The sequence below is a fragment of the Saprospiraceae bacterium genome (assembly GCA_016710235.1).
Taxonomy (GTDB): Bacteria; Bacteroidota; Bacteroidia; order Chitinophagales; family Saprospiraceae; genus Vicinibacter.
The window spans coordinates 786,666-811,748 of the sequence record JADJLG010000001.1; the positions used below are offsets into that span (position 1 = coordinate 786,666).

Sequence of the window (25,083 nt, forward strand, 5' to 3'; positions counted from 1 at the left end):
AAAATCATGGCTACAACTTACTTATTTGCCCTTGGCGTAGATAGAACAGAAGGCAATTACACAACTCCTTTAGATTGTTGTGAATACGACGCTGAATCAGTCTGCAAAACTTTTCAGCAATATTACAATATTAAAAATGCAGAATATAATGCATCATCCTCATGCACCACTGACTTCTTTTACTTTAAAATGGCACAATATGCTCGAAAACTCAAAAAAGGCGATACATTGGTTTTATATTTTTCGGGACATGGCGGTCAAGTGTTAGATTTGAACAGAGATGAATTCAGGGCTAACAAATTTGACGAAACCATTTGTCTTTACGACAGGATGTTGCTGGATGACGAAATCCACAACTGTTTTTGCAAATTCAAAAAAGGTGTGAATCTTATTTTCTTCTCTGACAGTTGTCACAGTGGTACTGTAAATCGAGGCGTTGCTGCCAGCAGATCCACGCCTCCGAATGCAAAATATTTCAAAGAAGCCGAACGCTTCCAAACAATGCATAAAGACATTTATCAAAATATCAAAATCTTACCATCATCTGCACGTAAAGCTAATTTATTCTTTATGGGTGCCTGCCAGGATGATCAATATTCCTTTACAGGAAATCCAAATAGCGTTTTCACAGCTTCCTTATTGCGAGCCATAAAAAGCTCACCTGAATCCAACCTCAACTCAATTGCTAAAAGCATTCAAAAAGATCCCTTGGTTCTCAGGAAACAAACGCCAACAGTCAGAACTAATGAAATTGCAAAAATTCCGCTAATAAGTTTATTTCAATCAGAAAATGAAAAGCCAAAGTTTAACTCATTCGGAATCCACATTTACAATATTGAGTTAAAATCAAAAGAAGCTAAATCAAAACTTCTTAAGCAAGGTTCTAAATGGTTTGATACTGAAGTGAAAATTCTTTCTGAAAGTATTAAATCAGTCTCTTTAGATTTTGGTAAGGAAACGGAAAAAGATCGCGCTGCCGTGGATAAAAAACTAAAATCAATCAAAAGAATATTAAACACAAAAAAAATGGATTATGCATACGTAGAGCCCGATTTTGAAATCAAAGAACCTGATGATCATGTAAAATCTGTAAGGGAAGCCAATCCCAATGAATTTTTAAAAAGTTGGCCACATCCTACGTCCAATATATTTGATTGGTACAAAAAAGACAATTATACACAACTTGAATCTGCACTACAACATGTCAAAGAAACAGTGGATGAACCTCTGCGCAATGTGAGGATAGCCCATATTGATACCGGCTGCTGGCCTGATCATCCTGCCAGTCCCGTTAATCTCAATACAAATCTTGGGAATTCATTTGTAAAAGGAGAAACCAAAGATCCGAAAGTACGCATCAAAAATGGCAAAGCTAACTTTCATGGCCTGGCGACTGGTATTCTTCTTGCAGGTGGCAATGTAACACGGCAACAGGGTAGATACGACCAAAATTCTGGAGAAGTTGGTGCAATTCCTTTTGCAGAAATCATACCTATAAGGATCGCTGATGATGTGGTATTGATTCTTGGAAAGCTAGAAGCATTCGCACAAGCAGTAGAATATGCAATCCAGCTAGATTGCGACGTCATCAGCATTTCAATGGGTGGCGCACCTTCGAGAAAAATGGCAGAAGTGATCAATAAGGCATACGAAAAGGGTATTGTTGTAGTTGCAGCAGCAGGTAATAATTTCAATGTACCCGGAGATATTTTAGTTCCGGAAGAAGTAGTTTATCCGTCGAGATTCGATCGAGTCATCACAGCAGTGGGCGCTACTGCCAATTTTTTTCCTTATGACTTTGATGCCCAGTACAATGCAAAAAATTTTGTCAATGGAGAACAAATGCAGGGGAATTCAAATCCTCCGGAAGTCATGAGGCATGCAGTTGCTGCTTTTACTCCTAATGTACCCTGGGCTTATGTCAATATAAACGAACAACCCTATTCTTATTCCTTCTCAAGGAGAGGCGGAGGTACTTCGAGTGCTACACCTCAAATTGCTGCGGCAGCTGCGCTCTATATTGTAAAATTCCGCAACGAACTGATAGCAAATAATTACGCCGGAACGTGGCGACAAGCAGAATCCGTCCGCCGTGCACTGTTTCAATCTGCAGATGGTAAGCGCATTCCGCAATCTAAAAGATATTATGGAAATGGTATCCTCCAAGCTCGAACCGCGCTTGAAAATTTCGTGAAAGTGAAAGATGAGCATAAAGCTGCACCAGCAAAGGTTCATGATCTATTGATCCTAAATTTTATTGAGATGTATTCCAGTTTGATTTAAAAAAATAACTGCATGTTACCACAGGAAATACTAAAATTCAGTTTTGAAAGCTGCAATCCATGTTTTAGATCCGGTATCAAAGTTGAGCCTCAGGAATCGTATGAAATTTCGGGAAGAATAATACACAAACTAAAAGATTGGTTTGTAAATACTGAATTAGACGGATTTAACAATCCCATCAACTGGTTTTTGAAAAACAGAGTCAAAAATAAAAAATGTTTTCTGCTGATGGGGTCTGTGGGTCAGGGTGACCTGGAAATTTTTCCAATTGGATCTCAGATTGTTGTACACCAGTGCGGTTATACTGAAGAGTTATGCTTTTTTGTAAATGATGTAAAGTCAAAAGCTGCATATTCAAACAATAAAGGCGTAATAGAAATCACAGTAAAAAGAATAAGCTAAGAAATATGACTTGATTCGTTTTCTAACAAAATCAATATCCAATGGCAAAAACCTATACATTCAAAATATATGGCACAAAGGAAGATTTGTTCACAGGAGAATCGGAATTAACCCAAGGTGTAGATGTAGCCGTTGATCAATTTTTGATTTCAAGAACGAGATCGGGCGGCCAAGAGTTAGAATTTGTTGCAGATGAGAATGATGTCATAGGAATAGTTACCGAAAAAGAGCATGAGATCTTCTTTAGACCAGAGGATTACATCAAATACAGGTCAATTAGACGGGGTACCAGATCAAGCTCAAATGATAGTTCAAATATTATAGTAATCGAACCTGGTATTGATTCAGGCTCAGACAATAGAACAAAAAATGTACTTTCTGAAATCAGGAAAATCACGCACTGGAAGGAATGGGCTGCAAAAAATGTGGTCGTCCAAATTGCTTCTAAAATAGAAAATTTGGATCTGGGCTTACACACAATCAATGACAATTTTGAATTCGGACGGTTACCTTCTCAGTGGTCAGATCAAAAATATTTACTATTCATTCATGGCACTGCCTCGTCTACTAAAGGATCATTTAAATATTTAAGTACAGAAAATCCGGACCTCTGGAAAAAACTGCTGGCCGCGTATCCAAAAAGAATATTGGCCTTTGAGCATAGAACCCTAACTGAAAGCCCTTGGGAAAATACTTTGAAACTTATCCAAAGTTTGCCATCTGAAATTCAAATTGATGTCATCTCACACTCAAGAGGTGGAATCATTGGAGAAATTCTATCGCGAATGGAAGGAGGAAAATTTTTCTCTCAGGATATACAGAAAAAGAAAATTTCAAAGGATTTTCAAGATGACCTGAACATGATTGAAAAACTGGAATCAGTTCTTCAAGAAAAGAAAATAAAAATAGACAAATTTATTAGAGTAGCATGTCCCGCTAACGGTACCATCCTTCTTGGTTCCAGACTGGACTGTTGGGTCAATTTATTTTTCAACGGACTAAAATTAATACCAAGCATCTCCGGCAGTGTGGGCCTTTCATTAATCTCAGATTTCACCAAAGCCCTTGTGCATGAGAGAACTCAAGCGGAGACTCTACCTGGATTAGCCGCTATGATTCCTGAATCACCAATATTGAGATTGCTGAACCTTCCTGACAAGAAGCTCAATCAGCAGCTCTTCACGATCACAGGAGATGCCAGCACAAGAAACATTTTTAAAATGATCCGCAACTTTTTTGTGGATATTTACTTTTCAGAGGCGAATGATTTGGTCGTGCAATGTTCTTCCACCACTAAAGGAACCCTACGCCTGAAAAGCTCTCAATTCTGGCTACATGATGGAGAGGTTAGCCATTTTGAATATTTTAGGAATCAATCCAGCTGTAAAGCTATCATTGGAGCTCTTGAAAATGATTCTGAAAATCACGGATTCAAATCTCTTGAAATCAATTCAAAGATTGATCTGCCCACTTCTGTAACAAGGACTTCTAAAAAATCAAATCGCCCTGCGGTTGTTCTCTTGCCCGGATTATTGTCAAGTAATTTAAGAATTAATGGTCAAAGTATCTGGCGAGATCCGGTCAGCATCGGCAAAGGAAAAATACTGCAACTTGGCCTAGACAAAAATGTCGAGGTAGATGGTGTCCAAGCTATGTACTACTACGATATCATTCAATTTTTAATATCAAAACAATACCATGTCTTTACGTATGCTTATGATTGGAGAAATGACATTTTGGACGAAGCTTATAAATTCAACAAATACATTCACAGCGTCAACAATAATCACCCACAATGTCATATAATTGCCCATTCTACAGGGGGTCTTCTGCTCGCCACCTCGATGAGTATCCACCCACCTTCACAAAAACATGTTCTCAGCTCCAAAAAAAATAAGGCGATCTTCATGGGTACGGCATTCAAAGGCATGTATTCTACTTTTCAAATTCTGAACTGCAAAGACACAATTACAAGTGAAATTTGCCAGAAGGATATTTACAATCAAAGTGAGCAAATTTCAGATCTGTTCAGTAGTTTTCCGGGAATTATTCAATTACTACCTGAAGATGCTATCAACCGAATAGACAAAAATATTTGGAATTCAGGATTAAATGTAAACCCTCCAGCTAAAAATTTAATAAAGCTAAATCATAACTTATATAGTGAACTAAAAAAAATCGATTGGACCCAAAAGAATTTATTTTATATAGCCGGAAGTGCTAAGCAAACATTATCCGGAATGATCTTAGAAAATAAAAAAGTCATTCTAAAAATAAACTCCAATGGAGACGGACGCTCATTATGGGAAAATATCCCTTTAGAAATGATTAGAGATGACAGAGCTTACTTCTGTTTCTCATCACATATGATGATCCCGAGTGACCATAAAATTTTTGAGGCTGTTTCGGAAATTCTAGTCAATGGTAAAACCAACAAACTGAGCACCACAGCTTTCAATTCAGGCACAACAAGAACTACCGAACTTCAAAAAATCGATGCAACAGAAAGGATAATTGCTTACCCTGAAGATGAATACAACTCAAGAGTTAAAGATGCAGGGCTATCAGCCAGAATGGAAAATCCACTACAAAAGATAAACATCACACTTACACATGGAAATTTAATTCATGCAAGGCATCCGGTGATGGTAGGCCATTTTAAGGGCGACAGCATATTGCAAGCTGAAAAAGTACTTGACGGACAACTCAATGGACAATTAACCCAATACTATTCAATCGGTAATTATGCAGAAGAGGTAGGAGAAAGTATAATATTATTCAACAATCAATCCAGTCTCTTAGGTGGATTGGTTATAGGCTTAGGAAATTTTGGAACACTGAATGAATTTACCTTAAGGGAGAGCATCCATTTTGCCCTTATAGAGTACTGTTTTAAAAGCAGAGAAAAATTTAATGCTACAACCTGCAAACTGAGTACAGTAATGATCTGTACTGGATATGGTGGATTGAGTATACAATCATTTTTACGTGCTCTATTTACTGCAGTGACTGATGTAAATACTAAAATTCAAGAGCAAAATCAACAATCCGGCATTCACCATCTTCCAAGTATAAATGAAATAGAAATCATCGAAATTCACCGGCACAAGGTCATCCAAGCCGGCAGACTAATACACAAAATCAGGTATGAAAAATCTTTCCAACACCTAGATTATAATAATCAAATTAAAAAAGTGAGCGGCGCTCGAAATGAAGTACCCAATGAATTTAATCCAGATTGGTGGCATCGCATCAAAATATCTCAGCAAAACCAGTTGCAGGAAAAAAATCTTGGCAATATTGCACCTTTGGTATTCACTTCAATCACGGACAAATCCTATGCAGAAGAAAAAGTCATACCAGCAGATCTTGACATAGTTGAATCTTTAATAAAGATAACTGCCATAGAAAACTACTTTGACCAAAAACTATGCAGTACACTTTTTCAATTGTTGATTCCTACCGATTTTAAAACGTATTTATCGGATGAGAGAAATTTAATCCTTATCGTAGACAAATACTCGGCAAGAATCCCTTGGGAATTACTGATAAAGCCATCGAGAGAAGAAATTCTTCCAATAATCTATAATTCAGGAATGTTACGTCAATTGACTACCTCAAACTATAAGACGCAGATCAAGTATGAAGAAGGTAATTACGCATTGATTATAGCTGATCCCGACACGAATGGAAAATACCAATCATTAGATCATTCATACAGTGAGGCCGAATCCATCATGCAGCTTCTCGGTCAAAATGATTATACCATAACGAAATTAATCCATAAAAAACACGATGAAATCCTTCCTGAAATTATAAGTGGCTCATACCAAATATTGCACATTGCAGCACATGGAATTTATTCTGAAGAAAAAACAGGTAAAACCGGTATCATCATCGGTCAAAATGAAATCCTAACTACAGCTGTGATCAGCCAGATGAAACAAGTACCTCAACTTGTTTTTATTAATTGTTGTGAGCTCGGTAAAATTTATGCCGAGGAGGAAATCCAGCTCCAAGCCAAATATGAGGTCGCAGCAAGCTTAGGTTGCCATTTTATCAATATGGGAGCTAAGGGTGTGATCGTAGCAGGCTGGGAGGTTAATGACAATGCTTCGTCAAGTTTTTCACAAGAATTTTATCAATCATTCATTTCGGGCAACACGTTCGGAGACGCAGTAAAACAAGCTCGCAGGGTTTGCTACGATAGGCATCCCACTACAAATACCTGGGGAGCATATCAATGTTATGGTGATCCTTATTTCGCATTGAAAACTAAACAGAATCCAAGCCATAAAAAGGTTTTAATTCTTGATGTAGATGAAGCAGTTTCATACGTTTTGTCACTCACCGGTAATATCAGATCCGGAAAAATGATTTCTGATTCATTCAAGCTCCAAATCAAAGAAGATCTGACGCAAATTCCTGAATTTCTACAAAATCACCCGAGAGTACTTGAACTGATTGCCGAATTGTATAGCTCTATAGGTGATCTGGAAAATTGCCTTCGTGCTTATGAACAAGTATTTTTAAGTGAGGATGCCGATTACAGTTTAAAAAGTGTAGAGAAGTATTATTTGTTGAGCATTGAGCATCTGGAAAATCAAAAGCCGTATAAAAATAAAAAAGAATTTATCCAAGCATGCAGACCATTTTTGGATAAGCTGATTGGATTGGCGAAAGAGGCAAACACGGTCAACAGACAATGCCTGATATCGGGAATATATAAACGAATGTTCATTTATAGACCAAGCCGGGATTTGCTAGAACTGGTGAAGAAACATTATTATGGAGCCTTTATGCTAATGTTCAAAAAAACTGGAGAAGTAAATTATTATCCATATTTCAATTATCTGATTACGGTTGTTTTTCTTGATCAAAAATTACCTGAAGATACAGGCATGATGTCAAAAAAAGCTCTTGCTTACAGTATGAAAGAGCAAGATGAATCATCAAATTTGTGGAGTAAAATTGTTAGCTCTTTCCCTCTTGAAATTGAATTACTTCTTTCCACGAAGCAATCATCTATTCAAAAACTGAAGGTAAAGTTATTAGAGAATTTCATATCGGCCTGGAAAACATCCGGTACATTTTATGAGAAATCTTCCCATCTCAACCATTTGGAATATTTGATTATAGCTTCCAATCATTTAATCCATCAAGGTATCCAGGTCAAACAAAAAATAGAAGCTCTTCAATGGGTGTTGGAAAAAATCAAAAAATTAGACTAGACCTAAATTTTGCAGGTTAGATGATATAGTTCCGAATATTTTTAGTTAACACCTGATTCAAAGACAAATACTGTTTTTAAGAATTTTTGTAGATCAACAAAAATCCTGGCAATATGCAGACTGAAAGATGGGATGGAGTAATTTTGCATCTAAATCAACTCAATATGTTACAGCTTCAGAATTATGCAAAAGGTCAATGGGTATCAGGGATTGGTGAAGGCCAGAAATTGTTCGATGCTGTCGACGGGAGCATCGTCGGAATCGCGGGAAGCGAAGGACTAGATCTTTCAGGAATGTTTGATTTCGCGAGAAGCGTTGGCGGTCCTGCGCTTCGCGAGATGACGTTTCAAGAGCGCGGATTGATGTTGAAAGCACTGGCTCTCAAACTTACGGAAATAAAAGAAAAATATTATCCAATATCCTATCGGACTGGAGCTACAAAATCAGATAGTTGGATTGATATCGACGGTGGTATAGGTACTTTGTTTGCCTATGCGAGCTTAAGACGCAAGTTTCCCGATCAAAGTTTTTTTGTGGATGGTGAGCTGGCCGGATTGAGCAAATCGGGAAATTTCGCCGGTCACCATATTATGGTACCAAAAGAAGGAGTGGCCATACATATCAATGCTTTCAATTTTCCGATATGGGGAATGCTTGAAAAAATATCTGTAAATCTCCTCGCAGGAATGCCCGCCATTGTAAAGCCTGCCACCATTTCTAGCTTTCTTACTGAAGCTATGGTAAGAGATATTGTGGCTTCTGGTATTCTACCGGAAGGTTCGCTCCAGCTTATCTGTGGCTCAGCACACAATATTTTGGATCATGTGGAATCACAGGATGTGGTGACGTTCACTGGATCAGCATCCACAGGAAGAAAGCTCAAATCGCATCCCAGAATTTTGGCTGAAGCTGTTCCATTTAACATGGAGGCAGACTCATTGAATTGCTGTATATTGGGTGAGGATGTCCAGCAAGCCAGCCCGGATTTTGATGTTTTTATCAAAGAGGTACATCGTGAAATGACTGCCAAATGCGGCCAAAAGTGCACCGCAATCAGAAGAATAATCGTACCTGAGCAAATGGTTGGGCCGGTACACGCTGCACTTGAGAAACGATTGGATCAGACGCCGATAGGCAATCCAGTTCAGGCAGAAGTCAGGATGGGCGCATTGGCAGGAAAAACCCAACTCAAAGAGGTAATGGACCAATTGGAAAAATTAAAACGAGGATCGTCCGTGATATATGATAAGGGAGCAAATACTCCAATTTTGGGAGCAGAACATTCAAAAGGTGCCTTCATGTCTCCCGTATTGCTGCTCAATGAAAAACCACATATCCATTTGGAGTCTCATGAAATTGAAGCTTTCGGTCCTGTGAGTACCATTATGCCATATAGTGATATTCATGACGCCGTGAAGATATCAAAACTTGGGAAAGGATCCCTTGTAAGCTCTGTGATTACATCAGATCCGCAAATTGCCAAACGGTATGTTCTCGGAGCAGCAGCATATCACGGTAGAATCCTTGTATTAAATGCCAGCTATGCTAAAGAAAGTACCGGGCATGGTTCGCCTATGCCATTACTTGTACATGGAGGTCCGGGGCGAGCTGGTGGAGGCGAAGAAATGGGAGGTCTGCGAGGTGTAAAACACTATATGCAACGTACTGCGATTCAGGGATCTCCATCCATGTTGTCAGAGATCACTCAGGTGTACCAAGCAGGTGCAAAAACGAGTGAATATGACAAGCACCTCTTTCAGATGTATTTTGACGAATTGAATATTGGAGATTCTATGCTCACTGCAAAACACACTGTAACTGAAGCGGACATTGTCAATTTTGCAAACATCAGCGGTGATCATTTTTATGCTCACACGGATGTGACCAGTTTAGACGGAACCATTTTTACTGGCAGGGTTGCTCACGGATATTATATATTGTCTAAGGCAGCGGGGCTATTTGTCGATGCCAGAAAAGGTCCTGTTTTGCTCAATTACGGCTTGGACGAATGCCGATTCACAAAACCGGTTTACCCGGGCATGACCATAGGAGTAAGATTGACGGTCAAAGAGAAAACCGCCCAGGAAAAGAAAAACGATGATGACATCCCAAAAGGAATTGTAAGATGGTTGGTTGAGGTAAGCGACGAAGCCGGAGAAATGGTGGCTTTAGCAACTATCTTGACTATGGTGAAACGCAAGGCAATTTGAATTCTGCACTTTAAGTGAGTGGAAGAAAAGGCCTTTAAGTCGTTCATTTTCACAATTGTGCCAAAATTGGGCTCTTTTTCAATGAGTTATAAAATTTTTTTCTAAAATAATTTGGAAAATGTGATCCCTCTGAATTACATTTGCGTCCGCTTTTGAAAAAGCTATCGTTCAATCAAAAAATTAAATCGTGAATACATTAAGTTACAAAACCGTACATGCGCGCAAAGAGGATATAGTGCGCAAATGGTATGTAGTCGATGCAGAAGGTGAGGTTGTAGGTCGTATGAGTTCGAAGATTGCTCATATACTGAGAGGAAAGCATAAAGTGAGCTACACCCCTCATGTGGATTGTGGGGACTACGTGATCGTCATCAATGCTGACAAGGTTAGATTTACAGGCAAAAAAATGACTGATAAGATTTACTCTACTTATAGTGGATATCCTGGCGGTCAAAAATTGGCTACTCCTAGAGAAGTCATGCAGAAATTTCCTACAAGAGTCGTAGAAAATGCGATCAAGAAGATGTTACCGAAGAATAAATTGGGTGACGCCATGTACAGAAAATTATTCGTTTACGCAGGACCAGAGCATCAACATGCTGCTCAAAAACCTGAAACCATCAAATTTTAAATCGATCTATGGAAATCATTAATGCAGTCGGAAGACGTAAAGCAGCGATCGCCAGAGTTTATCTCAAGAAAGCCAGCGGAGCTGTAGAGATCAAAATAAACGGAAGGACTCTTGACGAATACTTCCCGATCAAAGACATCGCTCAGAAAGTATTGGATCCGATCCAAACCGCCAAAGAGGTGGATTCTACTGTAGATTACAGTATTCACGCTACACTCAATGGAGGTGGACTAAAAGGACAGGCTGAAGCATTGCGAATGGCTATTTCAAGAGCACTTTGCAAAGTCAATATTGATAACCGCAAGCCATTGAAAGACAAGAAATTCCTTACCAGAGATGCCAGAGAGGTGGAGCGGAAAAAATTCGGTTTGCGCAAAGCGAGAAGAAGTTCTCAGTTCAGCAAGCGTTAATCCGGTACATTATTTTATTCATTGTATTATCAAATTTGAAAAATGGAAAAACCTACATATAATCAAATGTTGGAAGCGGGTGTACACTTTGGTCATCTGCGCAAAAAGTGGAATCCCAAAATGCGTCCTTACATTTTTAAGGAGCATAAAGGTGTACATCTTATCGACCTAAACAGGACTTCAGACTGTGTAGAAAAAGCTGCTCTTGCGATGAAGCAAATAGCAAAGTCCGGTAAGAAAATCATGTTTGTTGCTACAAAGAAACAAGCTCGAGACATTGTTTCGCAAGCAGCAACCAGTGTAAATATGCCTTATGTCGTAGATAGGTGGTTGGGAGGAATGATGACCAACTTTTCTACGATCCGAAAGTCTGTCAAAAAGTTGAACAATATTGACAGAATGTTGACTGATGCCAACATTACCAATATCACGAAGAAAGAAAGATTGACGCTTACTCGTGAGCGCAACAAAATGGAGCGTGTACTCGGTGGTGTGGCTAATTTGAACAGATTGCCGGCAGCAGTTTTTATCGTAGATATCCTTCATGAACATCTCGCTCTTGAGGAAGCCCAAAAGCTAGGAATTCGCACCTTTGCTATGGTAGATACTAACTCTGATCCTAACAAAGTGGATTTTCCTATCCCTGCTAATGATGACTCTTCCAAATCCATTGCTTTGATTACAAAGTACATGACTGAAGCAATCAAATCCGGACTTTCAGAGAAGAGTGAAGAAATGGCTAACAAAGAAGCAGAGCAAGCTTAAACAAATTATTTTACACTGATCTAAAACTAATAAAATGAGTTACGTAATTTCTGCAAGTGATGTAAAAAATCTGCGCGATGCTACAGGCGCAGGTATGATGGACTGCAAAGCAGCTCTAGCCGAAGCAGAAGGCGACTTTGAAAAAGCAATAGAAGTATTGCGCAAAAAAGGACAAAAACTCTCTGTGAAAAGAGCAGAGCGCGATGCCAAAGAAGGTGTAGTAATCGCTATGGTAAGTGATGACAAAACCAAAGGTATTGTCGTGAAGTTGGCCTCAGAGACAGACTTTGTTTCAAAAAATGAAGACTTTATCAATACTACAAAAAAAATTGCTTCAATTGCACTAAATCATTTTCCGGCAAATTTAGAAGCACTACTTAATTTATCTTACGAAGGGAATACAAGCATAGGAGAAAAAGTTACTGATCTTGTAGCTGCCATCGGTGAGAAAATTGAGTTGACCAATTACGAGCGAATTGAAGCGCCGCAAGTAGAATACTACATCCATATGGGCAATAAAGCTGGAGTTCTGGTTGGCTTGAATAAATCAGGAGATCAATTTTCCAGCGCAGGAAAAGACGTTGCCATGCAGGTAGCTGCTATGAAACCCGTAGCTTTGGATAAATCCGATGTTGATGCTCATACTATTGAAAAAGAAATTGAGATTGGAAAAGAACAAGCAAGAGCTGAAGGAAAACCTGAAGCAATGCTTGAAAAAATCGCTTTAGGAAAATTGGAAAAATTCTACAAAGAATCTACTTTGCTTAATCAACAATTTGTGAAAGATGGCGGACAAACCATCTCAAGCTATTTGAAATCAGTGGACAAGGATTTGTCAGTTATCGGTTTCAAACATGTTATGCTTGGTTAAGAAACGTAGAGATCACGCTGTTTTGATTTAAACAGAGATTAATTTTTTATATCAGAATAAAAAAAGGGCTAAATTAATTTAGCCCTTTTTTACTTTGTATTTTACTTCCCTTAAGCAGTCAAATCTTTGATGAGAGTACAGACTCTTTTATCGCATTCTTATTTTAGCCAAATTTTGTAGCTAAAATTCTATGCCGAATCAAATGATTTACAAACTCAAAGAAACAACAGTTTAAAATTGCACATCTCCTTTTAAAGTAACCCTTTCACCGATTCCTTCAAGAGCAGCAGAAAGGTCAAAATTATAGAGCTTTGAACCTTTATCCACAACTTTTATGGTACCTGAATCCAAATTTAAGCTACTTTGGCTTATAGGGTTAACAGCCTGTGTCACGTACGACCCGCTAAATTCTTGAATATCAGCTGAGACATAGTCATAAATAGGATAAGTCCCATTAAGCTTGGTACCTGAAGGTATGACGATATTGAGACTAAAAGTAGTTTGTTTATTACAATCGCTACTCAGGCATGAAATACTCATGGCGTATCTATCATAACCCGCTAATGAGTTAAGTAAAAAGCGTGCTACCGATAGCTTAGATAAAGTCCCATTTAACGTAATACTTTGAGACAATACAGGAAAATTAGAACAGTCTTGACTGGAGTCGCTATCCTTACTGCAACTCAGCGTTATTGAGATGAGCAGGACAAGTCCAGATAAAAAATGAATTTGTTTCATATGTTGATTTAATTTGATTACAAATAAAGGTTGCGCTTGACTATAGCGAAATGGGGGAACAAATATAAATAAAATTCTTAATATATTAAATAATATTATAATATATTATTTAATTCTCAACTTTATACAGCCCGAAAACCAATCTATTGTGCACCATCAAAAACTTCCGGCACTAAACTTAAATAAAGTGTTGGTATTATTAGCTTCTCATTCAGACATAAAATGTCCAAACATGTCCATTAACACCCCCACAAAAGAAACACTTACCCCAAAAATGAACAATGCCAAAGTCTTACGGTAATACTGCTCCGAATTGTCCTTGGGATAATCTAAAGAAAGCATTCTATACAAAGTGTAAATCAAACTCAAAATACCCAATAAGATACACAGCCCAATAAAATAGGACATAGTCTCGCTAGTCTCACTTTCAGTTTTCACAAAAGTGGAAGAAAAATTGAGTAAAAATCCCAGGATTATGCCGGTGGCAGTAACCATTGGTTGTCTAAATGAAGGTATCTTGTCTTCCATCTTAGAGTAGTGCTATAATTTTGTCCGCTTCTCTGATCCCACTCAGGTAAGCTCCATGTACAGTCGAGAAATAATCTACTTCTGTATGCTCTCCAGCAAAAAAAAGCTTGTCATCAACTTCTTCAGCCATATCCTCAAAATAACTCATTTTCGTTTCCACCGCAGTGTATGAATATGAGCCGCAGGCATTTGGATTGCCTGACCATTTGGTGCGCAACATTTGAGTCGGATCAGGTACTGCACTACCATACATATCGCGAAGATGAGTCATAATCTGTGAGGTCACCTCCTGATCCGTCATCTTCTCGGTCAAGCGGCCATATTCAGCATAAGCAAAGGTCATCAATGCATGTGAACCGGGATGGAACTTGTTCACGTTGACAAAATAATTGAATTTGTCCCTCACATCCGGTGTATAAGAAATGTATTGAACATCGTCCCAAAAAGTGCGTTCCCATGTGAGCAAGAACTTATTGACGCAATTCATACCAATCTTATCTATTGCCGTTTGCTTGACAGAAGAAAGAGAGGGATTAAACTCTATCGATTTTGATTTGAGAACGCCCAAGGGAACCGTTACGATCACAAAATCAGCCTCGGATATTGCTGAATTGTGCGTTACCTTAATTTTCCCATTGTTGTAATCAATTTTGGACACTCTTTGATTCAGTCTGAGGTCGATGTCCTTTGCCAAGTAAAGAGCAATTCTATCATAACCATTTGTAGAGATTTTTTCTACACCTCCAAACACTTCTCCTTCATCATATAATAATGACGATAATTTATCGAGATCACCAGTATCAAATGTCAGATAAGTGCTCAAGAAAAATTTCCACAATCTGTCTTGATATCGAGCCGGATAAATATTTTGAAATACAGCTTCAAAACTTTGATTTGTGTTTCCGCTTTTTACCAAATCTTCCAACATTTGATAATACTCTTCTTCCACATCATCATACTCCGAGGCATTTCTTTTTAACCCGCCTAGATCAAAGCTTATCCTACTTTCATCTATGGTCTCAAAAGTGGTCATCCCTGACTGCTGTGCTAGGTTGGTGATGGGATTGCCATTGATGCCATGTATCCAGCTTGCCCCCTCGTCAAATGCTATACCAAGGCTTCTATCAGTTCTTAATCTTCCTCCAACTTTATCCTGTGATTCTAAGACAGTGACGTTTACTCCTCTTTCCTTTAACTTTTTGGCAGCAGCCAAACCCGAAATTCCTGCTCCGATAACAATTACTGTTTTGTCTGTGACAATCAAATCTTCACTGCTTTTGCAAGCATTCAATAAGAGGGATGGTGCGAAAAAGATTGCGGGTAATCCAGTGACATTCTTCTTTAAAAACTTCCTTCTTTTCATAAACAACGGCAAATAAATATTCCAATTTTAGGGCACAAATGTAGATATATAAATGAACTTCTCAGGAAGGTCCTGAGCAAATAGATTTTTGATTGGGCTCACTATAATGCACAATATAAAATTAATTTATTGCCAAATTTTTTCATGCCTATCAGTCATTCTCTGAAAAAAATAGTACAGCAAGCACCTCAGTATAATTGTCCTGCGTAGATTAAAATAAAATATTTTGATGCATGGATGTTTGGCTTACTTAAAATGTCTCCAAGATCCATAATTTATCTACTACAAAAAATAACTTGTCAAGAGGACAGGATAACCTCCAGACTTCTCGCCTCCCGTGCGGTTTCAATTCTAGTTTGTGCGAGTCCAAATAGATCCAATTTAGACATTAGGCGCTTGGAACGACCTATTGAATCTTGTGTTTTCATATTGTGTATTGAATTTGGTCTCCAAGGAATTGGTCTTTTAAGGAATGATTCAAGTTCTTTGGTGTGGTCTGACAAAATAATTTTTAAAAATATTTTTTCCTTGAATCGCCCTGCCTGCTTGAAGTCGCTTGTCGTATTCTATAGCAGAAAACTTGTATGGGCACATTGCCGTCTGTTTTATATGTAGATTTGCAGACAGGACAATAATGTCATTCCCATCTATTTACCAATTATGGCTTTCATCTACAAACGCATTTTACTAAAACTAAGTGGCGAGTCACTGATGGGTACTCAACAGTTTGGTATTGATCCGACTATGCTTAGATATTATGCGGACCAGATTCATTCTTTGTCTTCAGAGGGTGTTCAAATCGCAGTAGTCATTGGAGGGGGCAACATATTCAGAGGACTGGATGATCACAACAGTGGTGTGGAGAGGGTTCAGGGAGACTACATGGGCATGTTGGCTACTTGTATCAACGGCATGGCTTTACAAAGCGCTCTTGAGTCAAAAGGAGTCTATACAAGGCTAATTTCTGCTATTGAGATGAGACAAATTGCTGAACCTTATATCAGGAGGAGGTGTATCCGACACCTAGAAAAAAACCGAGTGGTCATTTTCTCAGCAGGAACCGGAAATCCATATTTCACCACTGACTCAGCTGCTTCACTACGTGCCAGCGAGATTGGTGCAGAAGTGATTTTGAAAGGGACAAGAGTGAACGGAATTTATTCTGCAGATCCGGAAAAAAATAAGGATGCCATTCTCTATGACAAGCTCAGTTTTGATGATGTCATCCGAAAGAATTTGAAAGTGATGGATATGACGGCATTTACCATGTGTCAAGAAAACAATATGCCGATTGTAGTATTTGACGTCAACCAACCAGACAATTTGTTGCGTCTGATGAAAGGCGAAAAGATTGGTACATTAGTGAGCAACTAAACAGAAAATCTCAGGTTTTTTTCCATTTTATATTGCATCCGGCACTAGGATATTGTATTTCCGAGATTTGTTTCCTTTCCAAGAGTTGATTCAGGGCCAAACGCAAATCCTTTCCGTCAACCGGAATGTCGTTACCCGGACGAGATGAATCCAATCTGCCTCGATACACCAATTTGTGGTCACTATCAAAAACGTATATATCAGGAGTACAAGCTGCTTGGTATGCTTTAGCAACTTCCTGTGTCTCATCGAACAGATAAGGAAACGGGAGTTGGTAGTGCGCAGTAAATTCAATCATTTTTTCCGGAGAATCTGCCGGATATGACTCAATATCATTTGAATTGATTCCAATAAATGCTACGCCCTTTTTCTGAAATTCATGCGCTATTTGAACGATTTCTTCAATGACATGAATTACGTAAGGGCAATGGTTGCAAATAAACATCACTACCACTGGCACTTTTTGCACACATTCCGGAAAATCTAAAACATTATTGTCTTCCATTGGAAAGGGCAGATGAAAAGTTGGGGCCGTCGTGCCCAGAGCAAGCATATTAGAATCCGTCAGGGACATAATCGTGAAAATAAGCTTGGTTTACAGAAATAATGTAATGTTCTATCAATGGAATTCTTCTCACCGATTCGCAACCTTGGAAACCATGTAACATTTCAGGTTTATAGGAATCTATCAGTTGAGCCCAATATTTTATCGCTAAAGGTAAATAAGACCAGTGCCATTTCTCTTCATTAAAGCCATGTTCCCGTGTGTGAATACCTTTGGGTAAATAAGTTTGACTAAATCCGAACTTTGCAGCGTTCTTGATCAGCCAGAAGTAAACGTTTTTTCCTTCATCAGTTTCAAAATATTCCGACTCTACGGAATTGATATCTATATCGGTACCCCAGTGATGCCTGGAAAAACCTGGAGGCGCAGTGTATTCCAGAATTTTGTATGCCCGATCTATGGGATCTGGATGGCTCCTCGTAAGTTTGAGATCCTCGACTTTGGTCCGTCCATACCATTTGTTCTCCCATAGTTCCTTTTGCTTATCAAAATTGCGTGTAGCGGATACGATAGTCAGGATGATACTATCTTTTTCTGCAGCTTCAGCCATCATAGCGAAAGCTTTGTAAGCTTCTTCCTGCATATATCTCCGCTCAATCGAATATTTTGAATCTATGGCTACGAATCCCTCTTCTGTGGCTGGATCAAAACGCCCTGTAATGATTTGGTGATCTACCTCTTTTTGCATAATCAATAATTCAAATCCGGAACTTGGCATGCACAGCCCGACTAGCAATATTAATGCAGTAATCCATCGTCCGATCCGATTCATTCACGATACTATTTATCAACAATCGCAGTTCACTACTGCGGATGTCTATTGTACTCCTCGAGTTTTTGTTGTCTCTCACGCTCTTGCATTTTGATCATGTCTTCGTAGCTTCTGTTTTGGAAAGCTTTGGTATTGCCAGGATTAGAATTGATCAAATAATAGATATTCGTGAGCCACTTGCTTGTGTCAGGTTCCTGAGAAGGGCTGGTCACATATTCTTCAATAATTGGAGCATCCAATTGTAAGTTCAGGTTTCGAACAATGTAGTCCAGCTTAACGTGAGCATTGCGAAGTGTACTATAGAATCCGTAATGGGCGAGTTTAATACACTGTGTCCCACCTACCTTTTCACATTCGAATCCCGGTCTAACTTTTATTTTATTGGGTACAGGAAGAGCTGCCATGATATAGACATAATTGTTCTCGCCATCCCAATCATAGGTCAATCCAACCGGAGGTCCAGTTGGCGTAATGTTCAAGCTATCCAGATAAGCATAAATTTTTGGGTAAACTCGTGCATAAAAAGAAGGTATTTTACTGTTGACTATAGGTTCACGTATTCCAACGTAGTATTTCTCATCATAAGCTTCCCTGCTCATTCCAAACTGAGTTTTGATCAATCCCTCCATATAATCTTTCATACCTGCAAGATCTCTGTCAAATCTCTTTTCCAGTTGTTTGTCCAGACTTTTATAGAAATATCTCTTATAAAAAGGTATTGGCTTAGCTAGTCTTGCCCGAAATGTCACATAAACTGAAGCATTGTTTTCAGGCAAAATGCTCCAACTGCAAAGCAAATCAGAAGGCAGTCTGTTTGAGCTTATTTTAGCGGTAATCAAAGAGTCCTTCAAAGATTCCTGGATAATTGTGGTTCCTTCACCTATAACCGGGCCCTTAAAATTAAAACTTGCGCCAACATTGACATCTCGACCTCCAGGAGTAAAACTCATAGCCGGATCCTCTTTTTGCCAACTATACCATTTTGGCCAATCGTTGACACCATTGAGGATAATATATGCGAGTGCATAGTTTCCTGATACTTTAATCTCTTTTTCAGTTTTGTATGTTGAGGGAGAAGATAAATTGAGTATGATAAATCCCATCAATCCTGCCAGGACTACACTTGCGATGATGATATATTTTTTCATTTCTTGGAGATCAATTGTTGATAAACGAGTCTACTAGGTATTTAGTTTGATTTCATCATCAGGGCCATCAAAAAAGCTAAACTGGATCATCGGCAAATCATTATCTTCTACAATTTTGATCCATTTGTGGTACTTTCGATACCATTTCCATTTATAATTGAAGATGCCTTTTGTGAGATAGGCATATATGAAAGGATGTACTTTCAGGATCAAGCTTTTAGGTGGTCTTGTATTCAGAATGAAGTCCAGATCTCGCTCTATCTGATCGAGAATGAGAATACTTGGATTTATTTTCCCAGTACCAGCACAAGAAGGGCAGGTCTCGGCAGTATTGATCTTCATCTCAGGTTTTTCGCGTTGCCTGGTGATTTGCATGAGACCAAATTTACTGAGAGGAAGTATGGTATGTTGGGATCTATCGGCTTCCATAAACTCCCTCATTTTGTTGTAGAGAGTGGCCTTGCTGTCATTGTTCTTCATATCGATGAAATCAATGATAATTAATCCACCAATGTCTCTAAGCCTCAGCTGTCTGGCGATTTCAGCTGCAGCTTCAGTGTTGACCTGGAGGGCAGCGGTTTCCTGATCGAGGCGCTGACTTTTGGGTCCTGAATTGACATCTATGACATGCATGGCTTCGGTATGCTCCAAAACGATATAAGCACCGCTGGGCAAAGTGGATGTTTGGCCGAATGAGGACTTGATTTGTTTTTTTATCCCATAGGCATCAAAAATGGGTCTTGGTCCTTTGTAGTATTGAAGAATCCCTGATTTTTCCGGCATATTAGCTTCCAAATAGTGCGAGATGCTGTCGTGCATATCTTTGTCATTCACTACTATTCTGGAAAAGCTTTTATTAAGAAGGTCGCGAATAAGACTGCTCGTTTTGTCGAGTTCGCTCAGGAGCTTTACAGGAGGTTTTGCTTTGAACAATTGCTCATGGATGGTCTTCCATTTTTCAACCAAAGCATTCACTTCTTCATGCAGTTCAGCAACTTTTTTTCCTTCTGCAGCTGTACGGACAACAACACCAAAATTCTTAGGTCTGATGCTTTCAATCAGGTGGAAAAGTCGGTTTCGTTCTTCGGTATTTGCAATTTTCTTGGAGATGGCAATACTGTTCATGAAAGGGGTCAAGACCAGGTATCTACCTGGAATTGTGATTTCACAGCTGAGCCTGTGACCTTTGGTGGAAATTGGTTCTTTTAAAATCTGGACCAATGCTGTATTTCTTTTGTCTACGACTTGGGCTACTTTCCCATTCTTGTTAATCTCCGGTTGGAGTTCAAATTGATCCAGCATGGGGCTGGAATAAGACCCATTAGTGACTAATGAGGTATAATGCAATACTGAACTCATCTGGGGGCCCATGTCTGTATAATGCAGGAATGATTCTTTTTTGTGCCCAATATCCACAAAAGCAGCATTCAGTCCGGGCATCAGTTTTCTGATTTGGCCCAGAAATATATCACCTACATTGAACTGCGTGTTAGATTTCTGCTTGTGCAATTCGACAAGCATTTTATCTTCGAGAAGGGCTATTTCTACGACAGAATTATAAACGGAAATGATTAGTTCTTTTTCCATGCACCTGGCTTTCTTGCGGGCCTGAGGTGATTCTTTCAGTAAATAGGTGACAGAACAGAGGATTGAAATCCCAAGTTGATATTTCTTATCGGTTTTGGGTCAAGATCGATTGATATCGAAAAAGCAGCAATACCTTAGACAGCCAGACTTCATGAATCAGAAGAGAGGCAAGTCGGAATTGCCGCGGGATTACTTGGGAAGGCCATATACGGTAATATACTGTCCCAGCGCCTAAATCTGAAGAGGCACTTTCGTCCCGCAAATGATTTTATCTGTTCTTCTTTTTGTGCCTATTTTTTCTTAGGCGCTTTTTACGCTTGTGTGTAGCGATTTTGTGTCTTTTTCTTTTTTTACCGCAAGGCATAATTTTTATTTTTTAAAACAATTTATCAAATATGATTCTGCTTCAGAGGATCGATTTGTCATTTCCAACAAATCAACCATGAGGCAATTTACAATCGGGTCCTTTGGAAGTTTGCGCATCAGATTTTGCAACCTTTTTTCTGCCTTATCCCATTGTCCGGAGCGCAATGACAGCGACACCAGTATTTTTTGGACCGGATCGTAGTCCGGAAACTCAGTCTCTATAGACTTAAGCGCTGTCACGGCTATCATTGGATTCTTTTCAAAATCCTGCATAACAATCGCTGTTCGAAACGCCGGATTTTTAGAATTCAACTCCAGGCCTTTTTTTGAAGCGATCTCTGACAACAATGTCAAAGTATCTTGCCTGAGATCCGGCTTTGCAGACATAAAATACTGCAATCCGTACTCAGTGACTTTCTGCCAGTTCTGTTCATTGGCTTGGGTTGAAGCAATTCTTGCAGCGAAGAGAGCTGCTTCTACTTGCATCCCGTTTTTATTCAGCCAGTTAGAGACTTCCCAGCCACGTTCCTGCCAAACAGCCGTTCCCGCAGTGGATTCACTCCACAATTTTTCTAGTCTAATGAATTCAGCATTCTGAATTCGCGGCAGTTTATACTGCTCTATCTGTAACTCCGGCTTCTCAGTCTGAGAAACTTTTGGTACTTTGGGCTTAGCAGGTTGATCAGGTTTCATGCGGAGAAAAACCGCGCTCAACACCAAGAAGATGAAGCAAATGGTAGCGAGTACCCAAGGCTTCATATTAATCCTCTATCTCATCATCGTAATCTGCTCCTTCCGGCTCCTTTCCCAACTTGACATGGTCCACAAACACCTTTGCAGGTTTGAAGGATGGGATAAAATGCTCCGGAATTTCTATTGCCACATTCTTTTTGATGTGACGACCGATTTTCTTAGCTCTTTTTTTAACGATAAATGAGCCAAACCCTCTGATATACACATTTTCTCCCTGGGCCAAGGAATTTTTAACTTCTTTAAAGAACATTTCCATAGAGACTAAAACGTCCACTTTTGGAACTCCAGATTTATCAGATATTAAAGACACTAAGTCTGCCTTTCTCATTCGCTTGATTTTTAACAAGTTATAAAAAGCTTCCCCAAAGAGAGGTGCAAATTTCGCAATTTTATCGAGTTTACAAAATTTTTTCAGCTTTTTTCTAGTAAAAAGTCATTATAACTTTTTCTATATCAAGCAGATAGGCAGCGGATCCGGGCACCATCGGCTTCCTTTTTGGCTTCCATTAATACTGCAAACTGTCCCAAAAGTGACAGAAAATTACTTCTAAAAACTGCCTCATGCACACACGTTAAGCTCAGTATTCTTGCACTAGAACCTTTTAAAGTAAGCTTTCTTGATCTGCTCGAATTCTTCCAGCACCCAAAACTGTCTATAACTCAGTCGTAGCCCATTTAAATCAATTCTTTAAAATTACGCCTTTTTGATTAAAACCCAGTGCGATATCTTTAAAAATCATAATCTAAAACCGCCATTTGTTGTAATTTGTATAAAAACAGAAAGATCATGGAGACTTATATTTCCCTTTTGCGGGGAATCAATGTCAGTGGAAAGCATTTGATCAAAATGGAAGATCTGAGAAATTTACTGACTCAAGCAGGACTTCTACAAATTAAGACATATATCCAAAGTGGAAATCTCGTCTATCAATCCTCAGAAAGAAACATAGAAAGTCTGAACGGAATTATTGAAAAAACAATTTTTAACAATTATAAATTTGAAGTTCCAGTCATCACCCTTAAATTGAACGATCTGGAAAAAGCCAGAGACGAAAATCCATTTTTAATCGACCCATTGAAATCAACATCGAAGATGCACATCAGCTTTCTAAAGCAATTACCTGAAACGGAAAATCAAACTAAACTCTTAGAAATCAAATCCCCACCAGATGAAATCATCATCAAGCAAAAAGTAATATACCTGTATTGCCCAGAAGGATATGGAAACACAAAATACTCCTCCAATACTCTTGATAAAATCCTTAAAGTCGTAAATACCAGCAGAAACTGGAAGACAACAAACGAGCTTATTCACTTGGCTACAGAATTGAAGAAAAAATAAACCATCATTAGTATTGCTTCAAATTAAACTGAGATAATAGGGGCAAATATATGGTAGGACCAATTCAAAAGTGGAAGAGATAGTTTAATATCATAACCACCGGAAAAATGCTTTTTACTAGTGTCCCGAATTGATTCAAACGCTTGTATACTCTCAGAAATAAAATCAATTTAAATATAAAACTATGTTTTGATAGTTGGATCAAATTCATCTGACAAGTGAATACAAACAGAATACAATCTACTTCAAGTAAAATATAGAAGATTACTGATCCATCATCGAAAGGCATTTCGCCATAAAAATTGGAATGTGGTAAGGTAAAGTTCACTTTTAGATAATATACACCCATTCATTTGAAACTAATACTAAATTATTCTTTTCTATCTCCGGAATTTGTCTAAGCTAGTTTTTAGAATACAATTAATACTATTCAGATAATCAAACACCTTGTCCATAATTTTTGGTCTTGAAGTTTAGCTCCAATTCACTTCCATCTATTTCTGCTGCGTCATCATCTTTGGCAGTCGAAATACACCATTTGAATTTACTGCCTCGAGTTGGTAAACATAATTTCCGTTTGGGATATTCAACTTACTCGGATTTACTTCAATTTGGTAATCTCCAGACTCTTTCCTTTCATTGAGTAAAGTTGCGACCTTCCTTCCATTTAGATCCCACAACTCCAATTTCACATGAGATGCTTGTTTCAATCGGAACGGAATCAGTGTTTTGGTCTGATAAGGATTAGGGAAATTTTGCTCTAACTCAAAAACTTTGAAAGTCTCTCTTTCGATATGCCCAATCCCTGTGGTTCCATTGCCCTGCACACTTACTTCAAGAAACGAGTGATACTCTCCTGTATTTGAATTCTCCTCAAGTGTGGTGAGCTGATACACATGACCGTCTGCAAATATATTGTCCTGAGCAAAACTCAAAGGATTGGCACCCTTGGGGTAAAGTGAGGAATTACTTGAATTTAATTCATTTTTTACCGAAAGTGGAAAGGTAAGCTGAGAAATTGCCGAATAGGATGAACTAACATAAACTTGAAAGTGAATGTGACATATACGGCCATTATACCACCCGGGAAATATTGTAATGAATTCCACTTCTCCATTGGCATCAGTAAATTGATATCCTCGCAGTTGAGTTCCATTTGGATTTCCAGGATTATTGCCGGTATTGTATCCAGAATAAACACCATTCTTATCGCAATGCCAGATATTTACTCTTAGGTTTCTCATTGGCTCACAATTATTCAGACCGAAAATTTTCAATTTTAGGTTCAATTTTACACCTTGTTCAGATTCTCTGACATCTTGCCGAAAGAAAGTTTGGTTTTCTGTCAAATCCAATGGAAATGGCCCTGCCGTTTCGCTTGAAATTAAGACACAAGCTTCCATTAATTCTTGTCGGTTTTTTGAAAATGCTGAAATTTTTTCTATAGGTAAGGCAAAGCCAATACCTGCTCCTTTTAAAAAGTCTATCCTTTTTATTTTTTTAAATTTATTGTGAAAAATCGAATTTATAGATTGCCTTTACTTCAAGCTTTTATTTCCAGCTGAATTTCAAAAAGGTAAGATATTCCAGAGGTTCAGTTTCTCTAATTCATTTCTCTCGCATCCTGTCCAAATATAGTTCAATTTTTTGAGTCCAAGCTATACATTTCATTGGACCTTAATACCTACTTGATATACAATGACTTAAGCTCTTTGCCTTAACATTTTATCCTGCTTTTCCTGAA

The 25,083-nt window shown here is 38.6% G+C and carries 20 protein-coding genes; 10 read left to right on the forward strand and 10 right to left on the reverse strand.

Translation table 11 applies throughout. The annotated features are described in order from the left end of the window. Positions 1-6 precede the first annotated feature (6 nt). The 8 genes from IPI99_03230 to IPI99_03265 all read left to right on the forward strand — a co-directional run bounded on the left by IPI99_03230 (position 7) and on the right by IPI99_03265 (position 12,803). Positions 7-2,283 (forward strand): caspase family protein, encoded by a 2,277-nt coding sequence (locus IPI99_03230; GenBank protein ID MBK7339524.1) that lies wholly within the window; start codon positions 7-9, stop codon positions 2,281-2,283. A gap of 12 nt (positions 2,284-2,295) precedes the next feature. After that, the gene (locus IPI99_03235; GenBank protein ID MBK7339525.1) at positions 2,296-2,685 is read left to right on the forward strand and encodes a hypothetical protein; all 390 of its coding nucleotides are present in this window, start codon (positions 2,296-2,298) and stop codon (positions 2,683-2,685) included. Between the two features lie 41 nt (positions 2,686-2,726). After that, positions 2,727-7,916: a CHAT domain-containing protein gene (locus IPI99_03240; GenBank protein MBK7339526.1), complete on the forward strand. Its 5,190-nt coding sequence runs from the start codon at positions 2,727-2,729 to the stop codon at positions 7,914-7,916. A 164-nt stretch (positions 7,917-8,080) separates the two neighbouring features. Continuing rightward, positions 8,081-10,126, forward strand: a complete 2,046-nt coding sequence (gene paaZ, locus IPI99_03245) for a phenylacetic acid degradation bifunctional protein PaaZ (GenBank protein ID MBK7339527.1) — start codon at positions 8,081-8,083, stop codon at positions 10,124-10,126. A 187-nt stretch (positions 10,127-10,313) separates the two neighbouring features. After that, positions 10,314-10,757 carry a 50S ribosomal protein L13 gene (gene rplM / locus IPI99_03250; protein ID MBK7339528.1) on the forward strand — a complete coding sequence of 148 codons (444 nt, stop codon included), beginning with the start codon at positions 10,314-10,316 and terminating at the stop codon, positions 10,755-10,757. Between the two features lie 8 nt (positions 10,758-10,765). Next, complete coding sequence (gene rpsI / locus IPI99_03255; protein ID MBK7339529.1) at positions 10,766-11,167, forward strand: 30S ribosomal protein S9; 402 nt, start codon at positions 10,766-10,768, stop codon at positions 11,165-11,167. 42 nt (positions 11,168-11,209) lie between these two features. After that, entirely contained in the window at positions 11,210-11,932 is a 723-nt protein-coding gene (gene rpsB, locus IPI99_03260; protein ID MBK7339530.1) for a 30S ribosomal protein S2, read from the forward strand. Between the two features lie 34 nt (positions 11,933-11,966). Next, complete coding sequence (locus IPI99_03265; protein ID MBK7339531.1) at positions 11,967-12,803, forward strand: elongation factor Ts; 837 nt, start codon at positions 11,967-11,969, stop codon at positions 12,801-12,803. 231 nt (positions 12,804-13,034) lie between these two features. Here IPI99_03265 and IPI99_03270 read toward each other — a convergent pair whose 3' ends face one another. The 3 genes from IPI99_03270 to IPI99_03280 all read right to left on the reverse strand — a co-directional run bounded on the left by IPI99_03270 (position 13,035) and on the right by IPI99_03280 (position 15,432). Beyond that, a complete protein-coding gene (locus IPI99_03270) occupies positions 13,035-13,343 on the reverse strand; it encodes a hypothetical protein (GenBank protein ID MBK7339532.1) in 309 nt (102 codons plus the stop codon). A gap of 405 nt (positions 13,344-13,748) precedes the next feature. Then, positions 13,749-14,069 (reverse strand): hypothetical protein, encoded by a 321-nt coding sequence (locus tag IPI99_03275; protein ID MBK7339533.1) that lies wholly within the window; start codon positions 14,067-14,069, stop codon positions 13,749-13,751. 1 nt (position 14,070) lies between these two features. Continuing rightward, the gene (locus tag IPI99_03280; protein ID MBK7339534.1) at positions 14,071-15,432 is read right to left on the reverse strand and encodes an FAD-dependent oxidoreductase; all 1,362 of its coding nucleotides are present in this window, start codon (positions 15,430-15,432) and stop codon (positions 14,071-14,073) included. Between the two features lie 660 nt (positions 15,433-16,092). Here IPI99_03280 and IPI99_03285 point away from each other — a divergent pair. Then, the gene (locus IPI99_03285) at positions 16,093-16,806 is read left to right on the forward strand and encodes a UMP kinase (GenBank protein ID MBK7339535.1); all 714 of its coding nucleotides are present in this window, start codon (positions 16,093-16,095) and stop codon (positions 16,804-16,806) included. 10 nt (positions 16,807-16,816) lie between these two features. On the opposite strand, the gene IPI99_03290 is transcribed toward IPI99_03285, so the two are convergent. The 6 genes from IPI99_03290 to IPI99_03315 form a co-directional block, all read right to left on the reverse strand. Then, a complete protein-coding gene (locus IPI99_03290) occupies positions 16,817-17,380 on the reverse strand; it encodes a thioredoxin family protein (protein MBK7339536.1) in 564 nt (187 codons plus the stop codon). Then, complete coding sequence (locus IPI99_03295; protein ID MBK7339537.1) at positions 17,361-18,143, reverse strand: M15 family metallopeptidase; 783 nt, start codon at positions 18,141-18,143, stop codon at positions 17,361-17,363. Before IPI99_03295 ends, IPI99_03290 begins: the two co-directional genes overlap by 20 nt. Positions 18,144-18,175: 32 nt before the next feature. Next, entirely contained in the window at positions 18,176-19,291 is a 1,116-nt protein-coding gene (locus tag IPI99_03300) for a hypothetical protein (protein ID MBK7339538.1), read from the reverse strand. A 33-nt stretch (positions 19,292-19,324) separates the two neighbouring features. After that, on the reverse strand, positions 19,325-20,878 hold the full coding sequence (locus tag IPI99_03305; GenBank protein MBK7339539.1) for an Rne/Rng family ribonuclease: 1,554 nt from the start codon (positions 20,876-20,878) through the stop codon (positions 19,325-19,327). A gap of 369 nt (positions 20,879-21,247) precedes the next feature. Next, positions 21,248-22,003: a hypothetical protein gene (locus tag IPI99_03310; GenBank protein ID MBK7339540.1), complete on the reverse strand. Its 756-nt coding sequence runs from the start codon at positions 22,001-22,003 to the stop codon at positions 21,248-21,250. A 1-nt stretch (position 22,004) separates the two neighbouring features. Then, positions 22,005-22,325, reverse strand: a complete 321-nt coding sequence (locus tag IPI99_03315) for an integration host factor subunit beta (protein ID MBK7339541.1) — start codon at positions 22,323-22,325, stop codon at positions 22,005-22,007. A gap of 459 nt (positions 22,326-22,784) precedes the next feature. On the opposite strand from IPI99_03315, the gene IPI99_03320 reads away from it, so the two are divergent. Next, on the forward strand, positions 22,785-23,339 hold the full coding sequence (locus IPI99_03320) for a DUF1697 domain-containing protein (protein MBK7339542.1): 555 nt from the start codon (positions 22,785-22,787) through the stop codon (positions 23,337-23,339). A gap of 494 nt (positions 23,340-23,833) precedes the next feature. Here IPI99_03320 and IPI99_03325 read toward each other — a convergent pair whose 3' ends face one another. Beyond that, entirely contained in the window at positions 23,834-24,742 is a 909-nt protein-coding gene (locus IPI99_03325; protein ID MBK7339543.1) for a T9SS type A sorting domain-containing protein, read from the reverse strand. Positions 24,743-25,083 lie beyond the last annotated feature (341 nt).